This window comes from Arthrobacter sp. ISL-72 (assembly GCF_018613755.1).
Classification (GTDB): Bacteria; Actinomycetota; Actinomycetes; order Actinomycetales; family Micrococcaceae; genus Arthrobacter.
In genome coordinates, this window is the sequence record NZ_JAGGPP010000019.1 from 1 (window position 1) to 16,175 (window position 16,175).

Consider the following 16,175-nt stretch of genomic DNA (forward strand, 5'->3'; position numbering starts at 1 on the left):
ATTAATTCAGCAGGCTCCTAGGTGTGGCCCTCGCCGGCTGATGGGGGCAGGGATGGCCGGGACGCCGGCGGTGAATGCTGAGGGCCGCCGGTGAATCCGGAGGGGCGCCGCATCCCGTATCGTTAAACGATGGTTACGCGACGTGAAGCAGCTCAGATCCTTGATATTCCGCTGGAGATGGCACATCGTCACGGTATCCCTGCCAGGCTCTCGGAGGCCGAGCTGTCCGAGCTGCTGGACAATCCCCCGGCCTGGCTCGTCCAGTCCAAGGCCAACCGGACCGGCAAGCGCCCCGTCTGGGTCCAGCTGACCTGCGCCGTCTGCGGGTTCTCGGAAGCCGCCCGGCCAAAGAAATGGTGGCCGCCGTTCACGTACGTCTGCTGCGCCCACCACGCACCCGCAGACCTCCCGCCCGTGCTGCCGGGCCTGGTCCGCAGCGAATACGAGGGAATCGGGAGCCGCTTCGTCGGCATTGTCGACGTTGAAGTGCCCGCTTCCTGACCGCCGAAGCCCAGCCGGTCCGCGGGACGGCCCACATGGCCAGGACGCCCCTGTGGAGCGCCCGGGGCAGTTACATTCGTGGCGAAACAGGCGTACCTTACAAGCACGGGACCTATTCAGGGTCCCGACGTGAGGGAGGGCGACATGCCTGACAAATCGCCGCACCGGCAGGTCACCAAGAAATCGGACAAGACCATCAAGCAAAAGAGGGCCGACAAGAAGTCCAAGCATGAGCTGGACTCACATGTGGACCCCGTAGCGCACATCAAGAAGCGCTGAACGCGGGGGCCATCGGCGGCCGCTGACGGAGACCGGAACGGTGTCGAAAACAAAAAAGGCCGGAAGCTTGCGCTTCCGGCCTTTTGTACGGGGCGGGACACCGTTGCCGCTGTCCCAATAGTGGAGATGGGGGGAATTGAACCCCCGTCCGATGTCGTGTTGTCAGGGCTTCTCCGGGCGCAGTTTGCGTCGGATTTTCTCGGCCCCAGCTATCCTGCAAACAGGTAGCTGATCCGGGCCCAGTCATTTAAGAGTCCCGTTCACCCCAATGACGAAGGTAAACAGCAGTGGCTATCTTAATGACGCCAGGATCCGGGACGATAGCAATCCCGGGCTGACGGACTGTCTTACTGCTTAGGCAGCGAGAGCGAAGTCAGTGCGCGTTTGTTTGGCACTTATTGTTTTGCAGACAGCGTTTACGAGATAATTCTGCATCCTCGGCCCGCTTCACCTGTCGCGACTAACATCGTCGAAACCGATCATCCCCGTATTTTGTTACCAAACCGGTCAGGACTGGAGCTCTACCGCCAACGGTTTCGCTCCCTTCCTTCCCGGACTACCAATCATAACGCACTGCTGACCGGAATCATTCCCGCACCGGTGACGGGCGTGTCAGCCCCGGTTCCGCTCCCGCATGACCCGCAGCGCCTCGCGCTTGTCCTGCTGCTCGCGGAGCGTTTGCCGCTTGTCGTATTCCTTTTTACCGCGGGCGACGCCGATCTCCACTTTCGCCCTGCCGTCCAGAAAGTAGAGCTGCAGCGGAACGATGGTGAATCCGGATTCCCGGATCTTGTGCGAGATTTTGGTCAGTTCCTCACGGTGCAGCAGCAGTTTGCGCCGCCGCCGTGCGGAGTGGTTCGTCCAGCTCCCCTGGTTGTATTCAGGAATATGGATGCCCTCCATCCACAGTTCGTCGTTGTAGAACGTGCAGAAGCCGTCAACCATCGAGGCGTGGCCCTCACGGAGGGATTTCACTTCCGTCCCCATCAGGGCAATGCCGGCCTCGTAGGTGTCGAGGACATGGTAGTCATGCCGGGCCTTCCGGTTGGTGGCCACTACCTTACGGCCACTTTCTTTCGGCACGGTAGAACTCCTCAGCTTCTGGTCTGGATGGTTGCCCCGGCCGGTGTGGCCAGGCGCTATTTAATTCTACGGCAGCCGCGGGGCGTCCCGTTGGAACCGGTCACCGCCGCAGCCGCACCCGAACGTCAGAGCAGGATCATTGGGTCGACAGCCTGGCCGTTGAGCCAGGTCTCGAAGTGCGAGTGGCAGCCCGTTGAGTTACCGGTTGTTCCTGAATAGGCGATCAGCTGGCCCTGGCTCACCTGCTGGCCTAGCGAGACCACAACGCTGCTGTTGTGGTAGTAGATGGTGGTCAACGAGTTGCCCTGGACAACGCCGTGCGAAATTTTGACGTTGTTGCCGCCGCCGTCGTTGCTCCATCCCGCTGACACGACGGTGCCGGCCGCCGGAGCGTAGACCGGGGTGCCGCAGCTGGCCCCGAAATCAATGCCCGTGTGCATGTATCCGCCGGTGCCATAGAAGTCGACAGTGCCGGGCGGCGTCGCCCGCCATCCGAATCCTGAGGTGATGGGGACGTCGGCCGAGAACGGGTGCCGCAGCCCGAAGGCCGACGGCGGCCCCACCTGCGGAACGTAGGGTTGGGCTGCCTGTCCGGCTGCCCGTGCCGCGGCGGCGGCGGCCTCGGCGATGCGCCGCTGTTCAGCCTCCCACGCTTCGCGCAGTTTACGGTCGCGTTCGACGATTTCCGCCGCGACCGAATCCTGGGCGGCCTGCACCTTGGCGAGCTGGTTCTGGATTCCGGGCTTCGCCGCCTGGAGTTCGTTGTTGAGGCGGGTGGTGTCAGCGATCAACTTGTCCACCTGTTCCTTCTTGGCGGCTGCCTCGTCACGGGCAGCCTTCTCCCGTGCCAGGGCGGCGTCGGCCTTGGCCTTGAGATCCTGGATCTCCGCTTCAACTGCCTGCAGGCGGGCCTGGGAATTGACGTTCGTTGCGTTCTGCTGGGACAGCTTGTCCATGGCGGAATTCTGGCTGCGCATGGCCTGGTCCGCGAGGTCCATGGTGTCCGTCAGGCTTCCGCCGCTTTTGGATCCAAAGAAAAGAGTGAGGTTTGACGGGACGCCGCCGGATTTGTAGGCCTGGGTGGCAATCTGGCCGATAAGCTTCTTGGTGTCCGCGATCTTCTGCTTGTCGGATTCAAGCTGCTGCGTGATCTTCGCTTTGTTCTGCTGCGCCAGATCCACACGCGCGGCCAATGCTTCGACCTCCTTGACTGCACTCGCGACCCGGCCCTGGGCCTCGAGCAACGCCTGCTGGGCTGCCGGGAGCTGTCCCTGGTAGACCACCAGGTCACCTGCGGCCTTGGCGATCTTCGCATCCACGAACTCAAGCGACTGCTGCACACGGGCGGCTTCGGCTTCGAGGGCTGCCTGCTTGTCTTCCAGCTCGTCTGCGAAAGCCACAGGCGTGGAGGCGCCTAGGCTCGCGGCAAGCATCAGTGCCAAGGCTGCGCTGACTACGCGGCTGCCACGCCCCGCTGACCGGAGCCGGCGGGCCTTGCGGTCCGATTGTGTCATGGTCATTCCTTCGTTGTTTTGCACAGCCTAAACCCGCAAATATCTACGTAAGGTCAAGAGAGACGAAATTCCAGCCAAGGTTGCGCCAAGTCCGATCAAGGCCGGAATCAATATCAAGGTCTGCGCCGGAGAGATAAACGGTGTGTCCGGATACTGCTTGGACATATACTCACCGAGGAAGAAATGGGCCACTGCCCAGAGCGTGCCGGAAGCCAGCGCCGCGCCGATTACCGCGGCGATGACGCCTTCAAGAACGAACGGCAGCTGAATAACGATCTTGGAGGCGCCGACCAATCGCATGATTCCGGTCTCGCGGCGCCTGCTGAAGGCGGAGAGCCGGATGGTGGTGGCGATGAGCAGGATGGCGCAGACGATCATCACGCCGGCGATGATGACGGCGACGAGTGATGCTGCGTTCATCACCGAGAAGAGCCGCTCCAGCACCTGGCGCTGGTCGATCACCGTCTCCACGCCGGGCTGCGAGGAAAAGGTCTCACTGATGATCTGGTATTTTTCCGGATCCTTCATGTTGATCCGGAAGGAGGCCGGCAGCTGGTCCGGCGTCACCGAGTCCACGATCGGCGAGTTGGAGAACTGCTCCTTGAAGTGCTTGTAGGCGTCGTCCTTGGACTCGAACTGAAAGTCGTTGATGTACTGCGCAACAGCGGGCGATTCCAGCAGCGTGCGCAGGTTCTCCTGCTGTTCGGGGGTGGCCGAACCGGTAGCGCAACCGGCCGCCGTCGAGCCTTCACCGCAGAGGAAGATCGCCACCTGGACCTTGTCGTACCAGTACCCCTTCATCTGGTTGATCTGCAGCTGGAGCATGCCGGCGGCACCGACGAATGTCAGCGACACGAAAGTCACCAGAATCACCGATACCACCATCGACAGGTTGCGCCGGAGCCCGCTGCCGATCTCGCTGAGGATGAAAGCCAGCCTCACAGCGCCTCCCCCGTCTGGGAAGGGAAGGATCCGTCGCCGGGATCCTCCTCGGGATTGTCGGGGCGCCCGCTGGCGTCCTTGAGACGCCGCGACTGCCCGACAACCGGAATCATTGAGGTGTACAGGGCCCGCGCCTCGTCACGGATGACAACACCGTTCCGGAGTTCCACCACGCGTTTGCGCATCTCGTTGACAATGTCGTCGTCGTGGGTCGCCATTACAACGGTGGTGCCGTTCTGGTTGATCTTGTCCAGGACGCCCATGATGCCCATCGACGTTGTGGGGTCCAGGTTTCCGGTGGGCTCGTCCGCCAGGAGGATCCCCGGACGGTTGACCACTGCCCGGGCGATCGCCACGCGCTGCTGTTCACCGCCGGAGAGCTCGTGCGGCATGCGGTGCTCCTTGCCTTCAAGACCCACCGTCTTGAGGACTTCCGGGACCGTGTCCCGGATGATGCTGCGGCTCTTGCCGATGACCTGCATGGCGAAGGCAACGTTCGCGAAGACATTTTTTTGCGGGAGAAGCCTGAAGTCCTGGAACACGACGCCGATTCCGCGCCGCAGCCGCGGGACGCGCCAGCTGGAAATGTTCGCCACGTTTTGGCCCGCGACGTACACAGCGCCGGAGGTGGCCCGGTCTTCCTTGAGCACGAGGCGGAGGAACGTGGATTTGCCGGAACCCGAGGCGCCCACGAGGAATGCGAACTCACCACGGTCGATTTCAAGGTTGACAGAGTCCAGCGCGGGCCGGGTCGTCTGGTCATAGACCTTGGTGACATTTTCGAAACGGATCATTGCCCTAAGAACCCTGCAGACATGGCTGAATGAACCCCGTACTGCAGCCGGTGCACGGGCTTTCTTTTGGGGGAAGTAGAGCTCCGGCTCCTCGACTATACGCACGCGTACCTGTGGAAAAGCGGGAGTTCAGGGGCGTGTCGCATGATTCAGCCAGCGAATGTACTACCCGCCTGCGATTCATCCTAAGGCGGTTCACCCCGGCGCGGTCCATCCTAGTCGGCGGCGTTGCGGTTGTCGGTGCGCCAGCGGATTCCGGCGTCAATGAAATCGTCGATCTCGCCGTCGAACACTGCGGAGGTGTTGCCGACTTCGTGATCTGTGCGGAGGTCTTTGACCATCTGGTAAGGGTTCAGCACGTACGAGCGCATCTGGTCGCCCCACGATGCCTTAACATCCCCGGCAAAGGCCTTCTTTTCCGCGTCTTCCTGCTCCTTCTTGAGCAGCAGCAGCCGGGACTGGAGGACGCGCATCGCCGCTGCCCGGTTCTGGAGCTGGGATTTTTCGTTCTGCATGGACACAACCGTCCCGGTGGGAATGTGCGTCAGGCGCACTGCCGAGTCGGTGGTGTTCACCGACTGGCCGCCCGGCCCCGAGGACCGGAAGACATCCACGCGGATTTCGTTGTCCGGGATATCAATGGAGTCCGTCTGCTCAATCAGCGGGATCACTTCCACCGCCGCGAAGGACGTCTGGCGGCGGCCCTGGTTGTCGAAGGGGCTGATGCGGACCAGGCGGTGCGTGCCCGCTTCGACACTCAGCGTGCCGAAGGCGTAAGGAGCATTGACCTCGAAGGTGGCGGATTTGAGCCCGGCCTCTTCGGCGTATGAGGTGTCCATGATGGTGGTCGGGTAACCGTGGCGTTCCGCCCAGCGCAGGTACATCCGGAGTAGCATCTCGGCGAAGTCCGCGGCATCAACGCCGCCGGCGCCTGCACGGATGCTAACCACCGCTTCACGCTCGTCGAACTCACCGGACAGAAGCGTCACCACTTCGAGGTCCTTCAGCGACTTCCGGATGGACTCAAGCTCTGCGGCGGCCTCGCCCATGGAGTCGGCGTCGTCCTCGTCCTGGCCGAGCTCCACCAGGACTTCGAGGTCGTCAATCCTGGCAACCAGCCTATTGAGGCGTTCCAATTCGCTCTGGCGGTGGGAAAGCCTGGAGGTGATCTTCTGTGCGGCCGCCGGATCGTCCCAGAGGTTGGGCTCACCCGCGCGTTCGCTCAGTTCGGCGATGTCTTCCTTCAGCTCCTCAACATTCGAGACGTTTTCGATGGAGGAGTACGTGGCGCGCAGAGCGCGGATTTCTGCGGAAAAATCAATTTGAGCCATGGTTGTTAAAGCCTACGCTATCCTTCCCAGCCGCCTGCACCGGCTACCGGACGAGCCGGGAACGCGCGGTGGAAGCCGCTTGGATCGGGATTCCGTCCGGGATCAGGAAGTTCACGATCGGAGGATGTACTTCCGCGGTCAGCACGACGACGGCGGTGGAGCCGTCGGGGCTGCCGGTCTCCGGCGCGACGGCGAGCCCGTCGAACCTGCCATAGGCGCCGTTCCGGCTCAGGTAGTCCGCCGCCACGCTGCGCACCCTGCCGGCGTTGAGCACTGCGGAAGGGCTGCCGCCGCCGGTTTCAACCTGGCCCAGCGTGTAGCTGTCCGCTGCCGCCACGGACGCTCCGTCTGCCGCGGACAGCAGCTTTTTGTGTTCCAGGTACAGAGTGGACGCGGCCATGACTGCCGAGGTCACCAGAAGAGCCAGGAGAACGAAGCCGATGATCAGGACCATGATCTGCCCGGTCTCCGCTTTGTGTTCAGTGTCCCGATCTTGTTCAGTGTCCCGATCTTGCGACCTCACCGGAACCGTCCCACAATCTGGGTCGCTGAAGCATCGAGCTCGCTTGCGTTGAGCTGGAACGAATCGCTGAACGGCACAAAGGGCAAGGGGACGCTGAGGTGGACGGTGATGGTCACGGCCGACCCTGGGGCGAGGCAGTCCGCAGGCTGGCAGCTTGCGTCCATCCGGACGTTGCCCGCCGGGTGCCCGTAGTCGGCGAGGGCGAGCATGACTGCCTGCTCGGCGGCCGCGCGGCCGCTTTCCGCGTCGGGCTGGGCAACATATACCTTGGCGGCCTGGTCTGCAGCTCCCACCACGGCGAATGCCCCGCCCTGGATCTGTCCCACGGTGATGATGAAGTACACCAGGGGAACCATGAGGAGAAGGGCCAGGAAGGTGAATTCGACGACGGCGCTCCCCTGCTCGCCGCTCGTTGCTTCCCCGCTCCCGGCACTGCAGAGTCCGCTTGCCGGCCCGGCCGCGCGTCTACGGCTGGATGGCGGCATGGCCTTTTACCTCCAGGGACTCCCGGGGACCGATCAGGCCGATCACCGGCAACGGCGCCCTGACAGTCACCTCCAACGCGCGGATTCCTTGATAGGTCACTTCCGAAGTGGTGACGTCCCGGGCGAATTCGGCGTTCAGCGCCAATCCGATCAGCTCGACGGAACGCTCCCGCGCATCGGCGGCGTTCCGGTCAGCGAGTGTGCCATACCTTGCGCCTGAGGCTGCAGCGTCGATCAGTGTATTGCGGACATGCAGGACCAACGTCAGCTGGATAACCGCCAGGAAGAACATGGTCAGGAGGGTGCCGACGAGGACAAAGTCCACGACGGCGGAGCCCCGCTCGCGCGGTGACGTGCAGTCGCCTTTAGCCGGTTCTTCAATGCTCCGGCTAACTGCCTCGCCCGCCTCCGCGACCGCTGTAGGCATGTACTAGTTTCCGACCTTGTCCATGGCCTGGTTGAACAGCCCCTCCAGGGCAGGTCCGGCCAACGCCAGCAGGGCTGCGACCAGCACTGCCGACATAAGTGTGATCATCACCCAGCCAGGCACGTCCCCTCGTTCTGGATGGTCGGAGGCCCGGGAAACCCTCCCGCGCGCTGCTGAAACTGAAGCGTCTAATGGCCGGCGCAGCAGGGCGCATGCGTGAATCAGGGCAAAAGCGCGGATTCCGAGGTGTTTCATTGAACTTCCATTCTGTGGTTCCGGCTGAACGTTGTTGTTAGGTACGGGCGGTCCTGACTGGTCATAGTCCGAGGCTGATGGCTGCGAGGCCGGGAAACACTGCAAAGACGACGGTCAACGGCAGGACACCGAAAACCAGCGGCACCATCATGGCGATCTCTTTCTTTCCGGCTGATTCCATCAAGTCGCGCTTCGCGGTGTCGCGGACGTCCTGTGCCTGGGCCCTGAGGACGTCTGCAAGTGGTGTTCCCCGTTCCACTGCCACGATGATCCCGTCAACGAACCGCACCAAGGCGCTCAGGTCCGTTCGTGAGGAGAACCGCTGCAATGCTTCCACGAGGGGTTTTCCGGACCGGGTTTCACCAAGAACCAGTGTGAATTCCCCGGCCAGTTCGCCATGTGAGCTGCGGCAGACCCGGTCAAGTGCACCGATGGCGCTTTCGCCGGCGCTGACGGCGAGCGCCATCAGCTCGGCCAGGCTCGGGAATTCCGCCATCATGCGTTTTTCCCGCGTCTTGATCTGCACGCCCAGCCAGTAGTCCCTGAAGAGGAATCCGCCAACTGCGCTGCCCAGGATCGCAACGACGGCAAGGAATGGATTGAACTGTCCTGCCGCCGCTCCGATCAGCACAAGGCCCGTGGAGACAATGAAACCGATCACCGCCCAGAGCACTTGCTCCGCCCTGAAATCGACGGCCGATTTCCGGATCCCCGCCCGGGCCAGGCGGCGGCCTAACGCCGAGGACCCGAAGTTGAAGCGTGAAAGGAAGGAAAGACCGTCCTGCAGCACCGGACGCAGAATGCGCTCCAATGGTCCGAACGGCGTGAGGCTGTCTGCAGAGGCAAGCAGCAGCTTGGACTCCAGGTTTTGCGACTTCAGCTGCGGTTCGATGCGTTCGGTGAAGCTTATGGGCCGCATGAAGGGAAGCCGCACAACCAAGAGCCAAAGTCCTGCTCCGAGAAGAAGTCCGGAGATCACGGCACCAGCGGCAGCAGACGTCACCGGAGCACCCGCTCATCCTCGGGAAGGGCCCCGATGCGCAGCATGACGGAGTAGCAGAAGGCCGAAACAACGAGTCCGCCAAGGAGCACGGCCGCACCCATCGCCGTGTTGTAGGCGGCAACAGCTTCGGGGCGGGTGGCCAGCAGAACCATGACGATCCACGGAGCAGCGACAGCAAGCCTGGCAGCATTCACCGTCCAGGACTGCCGGGCCTCAAGCTCACTTCGGGTCCGAGCACTTTCCCGCAGGAATTCAGCCAATGTTCCCAGCAACCTGCCCAGGTCCGAGCCGCCCACCTCGCGGGTGAGCCTCAGGGCCTCCACAATCCGGTCTGCGACCGGATCTGCAAGCCGTTCCTTAAGCCTGTTGAGGGCTGGATCAAACTGCCCGCCGGCGCGATAGTCGGCACCGAACTCCCGAAACACGTGCCGCAGCTCCTCGGGGCCCTTGTCGCCGAGTTGGATCAGCGCCTCTGGCAGGGACAGTCCCGCCCTGATCGCGGATCGAAGATGGTCAACAACGTCGGGCCATAACTGACGGAGCGTGGCGGTGCGTTTGCGGGCCCGCCATCTGACAACGGCCATCGGGAGCCACCCGCCAAACAGGCCGAAGCAGGCCGAGATGGGCCAGGACCTGGTCACGGCGAAGAAAATGAGGCTCACGAATGCTGCCAGGCCCAGGCAGGTGGACACCAGCCCAAACGCCGAGACCTTCTCAATTCCGGCGGACCGCAGCAAGTCTTCGAGCCGGCTGTGCCGCGGACCGCGTTTGGTGGGCTCCGGCTGTTCCCATGCTGACCACCAGATGAGGAAGAGGCCTGCGCCGAATAGCACGCCCAGCAGCGGTGCCATCAGTGCACTTCCAGAAGGCCTGCAACATCGAACCCCGCCGCGGCGAACTTCTCGGCGGCCGGCATGGAGTTCGCCTTTGCATGCAGTTGGCCATCCGACATGGCAAAGACCATGGAGGATTCGATGATGCCATTTTCGACCCTCCGGCCGAGGGAAAGTATCTCCGTCACCTGACGCCGCCCGCTGGACTGCCGGCTGCAATGGACCACGAGGTCAATGCAGGAGGCAACGGTAGGAACGACAAACGCACTTGAGATGTTGTCACCGGCCAGGAGCGGAAGCGTGCACAGCTTGGTCACGGCGTCGTGCGCGGAATTCGCATGGACGGTACACATCCCGGGGAGCCCGGAGTTCAGCGCGATCAGCATGTCCAGGCTTTCGGCTTCACGCACTTCGCCGACCACGAGCCGGTCCGGCCGCATCCTGAGGGCTTCCTTAACGAGCCTCCGCAGCGGGATCTCGCCCTCGCCCTCCAGGTTTGGCTGCCGGCACTGCAGTCCGACAACGTCACGCAGGGGAAACTGCAGTTCGAAGATTTCCTCCACAGTGATGACGCGTTCCCGTGCGCCAATGCTGGCAGCCAGGCAGTTCAGCATGGTGGTTTTCCCTGCCTGCGTCGCCCCGGAGACCAGGATGTTCAGTCCGCTCGCTACCGCCGCCCCGAGAAACCGTGCCGCCTCTGGAGTCAGGGTGCCAAGCTCAACCAGATGTTCGAGCCTGCTTGCCTTGACCACAAACTTGCGGATGTTCACGGCCCAGTGGCGCCGTGTCACATCGGGAATCACAACGTGCAGCCGGGATCCGTCCGGCAGTGCCGCATCCACGAACGGCGAGGACATGTCGAGGCGCCGACCGGAGCTTTTCAGCATGCGCTCCACGAGGTCCCGAACCTGCTGGTCCGAGAGGCTCAGGGACGTGAGCTCGGACTCGCCGTTCCGTGCGACATAGATTTCGTTGGGTGCGTTCAGCCAGATTTCCTCGATGGCGGGGTCATCCAACAGCGGCTGCAAAGGGCCAAAACCGGCAACGGCGTCGTAGACATACCGGCGTGCCGTTTCCAGCGGGCCAATCGGCGGAAGAGGCCCCATGAGCGCCCGCTCGTCGTAGTCGCTGACCGCCGCTTCAACGAGGCGCCTGACCTCGCCGGCCTGCCGCAGCGGGTCCAGGCCGCGGCGCCGAATCAGCTCGCGGACCTCGTCCTCCACGATTCGAACTGCATCCATGAGTTCCCCAATACGACTGCCGCCCCCCCGACAGAGGCAGTACAACTGCGTTAAAGCTAAGGGAGCAGGGACATGTAGGCCAAGTCACATCTGCAAGCTGTGGATAAACCAGGAGCCAGCGGCACCACGAATCACTTTGGTAACAGCAGAATCACTAGTCGCTCCCTGCACACTGGTGTTATGGTAGGCGCGTTAAGTCAGGCATATCTCACAGTTCGGTTATTCCCCCGGGATTCAGCTGTGGATGCGAGCTAGTGGCCTGCTCCCCGGGGCACGTCATTATTCCGGAGCGAAAAATGAAGCGGACCCCAATTCAATCCAAGCGTCGCTTAGTGAGAAGCGCTGGGCCGCTCATTCTGGCGCTGTCACTGATGGCGGGACCGCTGGCGGGACCGGCGGCCGCGACGGAACCCCCGCCGACCCCCACGCCGACGGCGGGTGAATCCTCCGGTCCCGCACCGGCCACCCCCGAAACCGCATTGCCCGGCACGCCTTCAACGGCGCCGTCGACCTCCTCGTCCTCGCCTTCCCCCTCAGCCACAGTGTCCCCCCAGCCTGCACCGGCAACACCGCTTCCTGCGCCTGCGGTTCCCCTGGACCCCGGCTCCGCGGCCGGACGTGCCGCGATGGCGAAAGCCGCCGGACCGGGCGGCGCCGAAATGGGCCAGCGCTCGGCCCGGGTGGCAGGACCCGCCGGGACGGACCAGGACGCTTCGCAGCTGTTGACCCGTCAGTCCCTGGAAACACAGGGAACGTGGATGCCCACTTTCGGCGTCCAGGGCCTCGATGTCAGCGGACACCAGACCTCCGTCAACTGGCAGCAGCAATGGAACATGGGTGCGCGCTTTGCCTACGTCAAAGCCAGCGAAGGCAACTACTACACCAATGAGCTGTACGGCTCGCAGTACCAAGGCGCCCGGAACGTCGGAATGATCCGGGGTGCGTACCACTTCGCCATCCCGAACTGGTCATCCGGAGCGGACCAGGCGCGTTACTTCGTCCAGAACGGAGGCGGCTGGACCGCTGACGGCTACACGCTGCCGCCGGTCCTGGACTTTGAGTTCAACCCGTATGAAGGCCGGACCATCGACGGGTTCTACTTCGGGAACACCTGCTACGGCATGTCCCCGGCCCAGCTCACGTCGTGGGTTCGCGACTTCGGCAACACCATGCAGGCACTCACCGGACGGCTGCCGGTCATCTACACGAACACCTCCTGGTGGAAGCAGTGCACCGGCGACGCCGCCGGCTTCGGAAGCTATCCCCTCTGGGTGGCGGCCTACCCCAGCTCAGCCACCAACGACGCCGGTCCCGTGCCCTCGAGCTGGAGCTCCTACAGCATGTGGCAGTACAGCAGCACGGGTCCCTTCGCCGGCGACTCCAATGTGTGGAACGGCACGTACCAGATGCTGCAGCGCTTCGCCACGTACTCCGACGGCTTCGGGTCCATCTTTGTCAAAGGGCCCAACAGCAGCACCGTGTACCTGGTCAGCGGCAAAACCAAATACCCCGTACCGGACTGGGCCACATATCAGCTCTACATGAATGTAAGTTCCCTCGACCAGGTGAGCCAGCAGTTCCTTGACTCGCTGTCGACGGGAAACGCCGTGGGCCGGTTCGCGCGCAGCCCTGACGGCTCCATCTACCTCATTGACTCCGGCCGGAAGTTCCACGTCCCCAGCTGCTCCATCATGGACGACTTCGGCGGCGGCAGCTGCACAGGCTGGATTCCGCTGGCTGACAGTCAGCTTGCGGGGTATGCGGACGCCGGACTGTTGGCCAACGCCACTGTTTCCGCGTCCGGCAAGCTGTTCTACGTATCCGCCAGGACAAAGCGGGAATTCTTCGACGTCGCCTCCCTCAGCCGTGCCGGCCTCCCCACCACCGTTGCGCGCCTGAGCGATGCTGTTACAGATCCGCTGCCGTATGCAGCGGCTGCACCCATCGTCCGTCCGGACGTCATCGTCGTAGACCGGGTCAGCCGCCAGCCCTTCATCAACACTGCAGGAAAACTCCTGCCGGTTCCCACATCTGTCAACGCGGAGAACGCCTGGGCGCCGTCACTCACCGCCGCGGCACTGGACCCCCAGTCCATCGCGAAACTCACGCAGGGCCCGGCCTTCACCGGTTTCGCCTCGAATGAAGCTGGCAGCGCCCGCTACGTGATTGGATCGAGCAACAAATTCCTGATGACCGACACAACGCAGTGGCCCGAGACAGCGGTTAAGTTTTCGGACGTCCTGCTGAATGCGATCGGTACGGGCCCCGCAATTTCCAGCCCGGCCTTCGTGAAGTCCCCGTCCTCCCCGGTGGTCTACCGGAGGGATAAGTCAGTCGCCCGCGAAGTTCCGGATATTTCCACGCTCACCCAACTCGGACTCGGCAAGGTTCCCGTCATCTATTCCTTGTCGGCGACGACTCTCCGCACCCTGCCTAAGGGCCCCGCCCTGCTGCCCCTGGCGAAACTGGTTGTGGGCAACACCAGCCCGGTGGTTTATCTGATCGACGGGCCGGACAAAATGCTGCAGCTGGAGGATTTCAGGATCACCAACAGCCTGGGGATCGGGGGGTACTCACGGATTGCCCAGTCAGCACTGGCACCCTACGCCTCGGCTGGAACGGTGCAGCCCGTTGTACGTTGCGGACTGGATACGTACCTCGGTTACGGCGGCGGCATCTGGAAGCTACCGGCCACGACGGCCACGGCGCAGCTCCCGGCACGCACCCTTGAACCCTCCACCTGCACGGCGCTTCCCGCAACCAGGGGCAACCTGGACTCGACGATCTTCGTCAAGGCACTGGACTCCCCCGTCGTCTACCTGATGGTCGACGGGACCAAGCGCCCGGTGGCTTCCTGGACGCGCCTGGTGGAATTGAACAACGGGAGCAGTTCACCCGTCATTGCTGAATACACCCGCAGCGCGCTGGACCCGGTTCCAACGGGAAGCCCGGCGTAACGCCAAGCGCTATTTGCGAATTAAGCAAAAAGGCGGGTGGCCGGGAAATTCCCGGCCACCCGCCTTTTGTTGGTTTGATCAGTTTGCGTTTTGGTCCAGCAATTCAAGCAGGTATTTTCCGTAACCGCTCTTCACCAGCGGTTCCGCCCGTTCCTGCAGTTCGGCGTCGCTGAGGAAGCCGAGCCGCCAGGAGATTTCCTCCGGGCAGCCGATGGACAGGCCCTGGCGCTTCTGCACGGTGTGGATGAATTCGGACGCTTCGTTCAGTGAATCAAAGGTTCCGGTGTCCAGCCAGGCGGTTCCCCGCGGGAGGATCTCCACCTGGAGCTTGCCGCGTTCCAGGTACACACGGTTTACGTCCGTGATTTCCAGCTCTCCGCGGGGAGAAGGCTTCAGGTCCTTGGCGATCTGCACGACGTCGTTGTCGTAGAAGTACAGGCCGGGAACTGCGTAGTGGCTCTTCGGCTTCGCCGGCTTTTCCTCAAGCGAAATGGCTTTCCCGTCGCCGTCGAATTCCACCACGCCGTAAGCGGAGGGATCGGCCACCCAGTAACCGAACACCGCACCGCCGTCGATGTCAGAGAAGCGGCGGAGCTGGGTGCCCATGCCGCGGCCGTAGAAGATGTTGTCGCCCAGGACCAGGGCAACGGGTCCGTCGCCGATGTGCTCCGCGCCGAGGATGAAGGCTTGGGCCAGTCCGTCGGGAGAGGGCTGCTGGGTATACGTAATATTCACGCCGAATTGCGAACCGTCGCCGAGCAGGCGCTGGAACTGGTCAGCGTCGTGGGGTGTGGTGATGATGAGGATGTCGCGGATGCCGGCCAGAATGAGCGTCGACAGCGGGTAGTAGATCATCGGCTTGTCATAGACCGGCACCAGTTGCTTGCTGATGCCCATGGTAATGGGATGGAGTCTGGAGCCGGTACCGCCGGCAAGGATAATTCCGCGCATGCAACCTATCTTTCCCTCTGATTCGAAGTCCAGCCAAATCCGGTAACCTATGAAACTATGCAGCGACTTCTCGTAACCGGCGGCGCCGGATTCATCGGCTCGAATTTTGTCCATTATGTAATGGCCAACACGGACAACTATGTCACCGTATTGGACAAGCTCACCTACGCCGGGAACCCCGAGTCATTGCGGCATCTGCCCGAGGACCGATTCGCCTTTGTTAAGGGCGACATCGCCGATCCCGCCGTCGTCGACCAGCTCGTGGCCGACCACGACGTCGTAGTGCACTACGCGGCCGAGTCACACAACGACAACTCCCTGCACGACCCCCGCCCGTTCCTGGACACGAACATCATCGGCACGTACACGCTGATCGAAGCCGCCCGCAAGCACAACAAGCGCTTCCACCACATCTCCACCGACGAGGTCTACGGCGACCTGGAACTCGATGACCCGGAACGGTTCACCGAAAACACCCCGTACAACCCCTCCAGCCCGTACTCCTCCACCAAGGCCGGCTCCGATCTCCTGGTCCGCGCCTGGGTCCGCTCCTTCGGGCTGCAGGCCACCATCAGCAACTGCTCGAACAACTACGGCCCCTACCAGCACGTGGAAAAGTTCATCCCACGCCAGATCACCAACGTCATCGACGGCATCCGCCCCAAGCTCTACGGCAAGGGCGAGAACGTCCGCGACTGGATCCACGCCAACGACCACTCCTCCGCCGTGCTCACCATCATCGAAAAGGGCATCATCGGGGAGACCTACCTGATCGGCGCGGACGGCGAAAAGAACAACAAGGAAGTCGTCGAACTCATCCTCGAGCACATGGGCCAGCCCCGCGACGCCTACGACCATGTCATCGACCGCCCCGGCCACGACCTGCGCTACGCCATCGACTCCGCCAAGCTCCGCGACGAACTGGGCTGGAAGCCGGAATTCTCCAACTTCGACGCCGGCATCGAAGACACCATCGCCTGGTACCGCACCAACGAGGACTGGTGGCGCCCGCAAAAGGCCGCCACCGAAGCCAAGTACAAGGAGCAGGGCCAGTAA

At 62.8% G+C, this 16,175-nt stretch carries 17 protein-coding genes and 1 other RNA gene; 4 read left to right on the forward strand and 14 right to left on the reverse strand.

From position 1 onward, the window contains the following. Positions 1-129: 129 nt before the first annotated feature. A complete protein-coding gene (locus J7I92_RS16145; protein ID WP_214842157.1) occupies positions 130-501 on the forward strand; it encodes a hypothetical protein in 372 nt (123 codons plus the stop codon). 144 nt (positions 502-645) lie between these two features. Next, positions 646-780 carry a hypothetical protein gene (locus tag J7I92_RS24240; RefSeq protein ID WP_285290121.1) on the forward strand — a complete coding sequence of 45 codons (135 nt, stop codon included), beginning with the start codon at positions 646-648 and terminating at the stop codon, positions 778-780. Between the two features lie 118 nt (positions 781-898). Here J7I92_RS24240 and ssrA read toward each other — a convergent pair. From ssrA to J7I92_RS16210, 13 genes are all read right to left on the reverse strand, one after another. Continuing rightward, positions 899-1,267: a transfer-messenger RNA gene (gene ssrA / locus J7I92_RS16150) on the reverse strand. Between the two features lie 125 nt (positions 1,268-1,392). Continuing rightward, on the reverse strand, positions 1,393-1,863 hold the full coding sequence (smpB, locus tag J7I92_RS16155) for an SsrA-binding protein SmpB (RefSeq protein ID WP_214842159.1): 471 nt from the start codon (positions 1,861-1,863) through the stop codon (positions 1,393-1,395). Between the two features lie 125 nt (positions 1,864-1,988). After that, entirely contained in the window at positions 1,989-3,377 is a 1,389-nt protein-coding gene (locus J7I92_RS16160) for a peptidoglycan DD-metalloendopeptidase family protein (RefSeq protein ID WP_396020403.1), read from the reverse strand. Between the two features lie 27 nt (positions 3,378-3,404). Beyond that, a complete protein-coding gene (ftsX, locus tag J7I92_RS16165) occupies positions 3,405-4,319 on the reverse strand; it encodes a permease-like cell division protein FtsX (protein ID WP_214842162.1) in 915 nt (304 codons plus the stop codon). Then, positions 4,316-5,113 carry a cell division ATP-binding protein FtsE gene (gene ftsE, locus J7I92_RS16170; protein ID WP_251040030.1) on the reverse strand — a complete coding sequence of 266 codons (798 nt, stop codon included), beginning with the start codon at positions 5,111-5,113 and terminating at the stop codon, positions 4,316-4,318. The genes ftsX and ftsE overlap by 4 nt, the downstream gene beginning before the upstream one ends. A 215-nt stretch (positions 5,114-5,328) precedes the next feature. Further along, complete coding sequence (gene prfB, locus J7I92_RS16175; RefSeq protein ID WP_214842163.1) at positions 5,329-6,444, reverse strand: peptide chain release factor 2; 1,116 nt, start codon at positions 6,442-6,444, stop codon at positions 5,329-5,331. Between the two features lie 43 nt (positions 6,445-6,487). Further along, complete coding sequence (locus J7I92_RS16180; protein WP_311380396.1) at positions 6,488-6,967, reverse strand: pilus assembly protein TadG-related protein; 480 nt, start codon at positions 6,965-6,967, stop codon at positions 6,488-6,490. Further along, the gene (locus tag J7I92_RS16185) at positions 6,964-7,452 is read right to left on the reverse strand and encodes a hypothetical protein (protein ID WP_251040031.1); all 489 of its coding nucleotides are present in this window, start codon (positions 7,450-7,452) and stop codon (positions 6,964-6,966) included. Before J7I92_RS16185 ends, J7I92_RS16180 begins: the two co-directional genes overlap by 4 nt. After that, positions 7,433-7,879 carry a TadE family protein gene (locus J7I92_RS16190; protein ID WP_285290122.1) on the reverse strand — a complete coding sequence of 149 codons (447 nt, stop codon included), beginning with the start codon at positions 7,877-7,879 and terminating at the stop codon, positions 7,433-7,435. The genes J7I92_RS16185 and J7I92_RS16190 overlap by 20 nt, the downstream gene beginning before the upstream one ends. A gap of 3 nt (positions 7,880-7,882) precedes the next feature. After that, complete coding sequence (locus tag J7I92_RS16195; RefSeq protein WP_214842164.1) at positions 7,883-8,134, reverse strand: hypothetical protein; 252 nt, start codon at positions 8,132-8,134, stop codon at positions 7,883-7,885. A 61-nt stretch (positions 8,135-8,195) separates the two neighbouring features. Next, the gene (locus J7I92_RS16200; protein WP_214842165.1) at positions 8,196-9,137 is read right to left on the reverse strand and encodes a type II secretion system F family protein; all 942 of its coding nucleotides are present in this window, start codon (positions 9,135-9,137) and stop codon (positions 8,196-8,198) included. Beyond that, entirely contained in the window at positions 9,134-9,988 is an 855-nt protein-coding gene (locus J7I92_RS16205; protein WP_214842166.1) for a type II secretion system F family protein, read from the reverse strand. Before J7I92_RS16205 ends, J7I92_RS16200 begins: the two co-directional genes overlap by 4 nt. Then, positions 9,988-11,211, reverse strand: a complete 1,224-nt coding sequence (locus tag J7I92_RS16210; RefSeq protein ID WP_214842168.1) for a CpaF family protein — start codon at positions 11,209-11,211, stop codon at positions 9,988-9,990. Before J7I92_RS16210 ends, J7I92_RS16205 begins: the two co-directional genes overlap by 1 nt. A gap of 332 nt (positions 11,212-11,543) precedes the next feature. Here J7I92_RS16210 and J7I92_RS23975 point away from each other — a divergent pair, with 332 nt between their 5' ends. Beyond that, positions 11,544-14,168 (forward strand): lysozyme, encoded by a 2,625-nt coding sequence (locus J7I92_RS23975; protein WP_311380397.1) that lies wholly within the window; start codon positions 11,544-11,546, stop codon positions 14,166-14,168. Between the two features lie 78 nt (positions 14,169-14,246). On the opposite strand, the gene rfbA is transcribed toward J7I92_RS23975, so the two are convergent. Beyond that, positions 14,247-15,119 carry a glucose-1-phosphate thymidylyltransferase RfbA gene (rfbA, locus tag J7I92_RS16220; protein WP_214842170.1) on the reverse strand — a complete coding sequence of 291 codons (873 nt, stop codon included), beginning with the start codon at positions 15,117-15,119 and terminating at the stop codon, positions 14,247-14,249. Positions 15,120-15,176: 57 nt separating this feature from the next. On the opposite strand from rfbA, the gene rfbB reads away from it, so the two are divergent. Continuing rightward, complete coding sequence (rfbB, locus tag J7I92_RS16225; RefSeq protein ID WP_214842172.1) at positions 15,177-16,175, forward strand: dTDP-glucose 4,6-dehydratase; 999 nt, start codon at positions 15,177-15,179, stop codon at positions 16,173-16,175.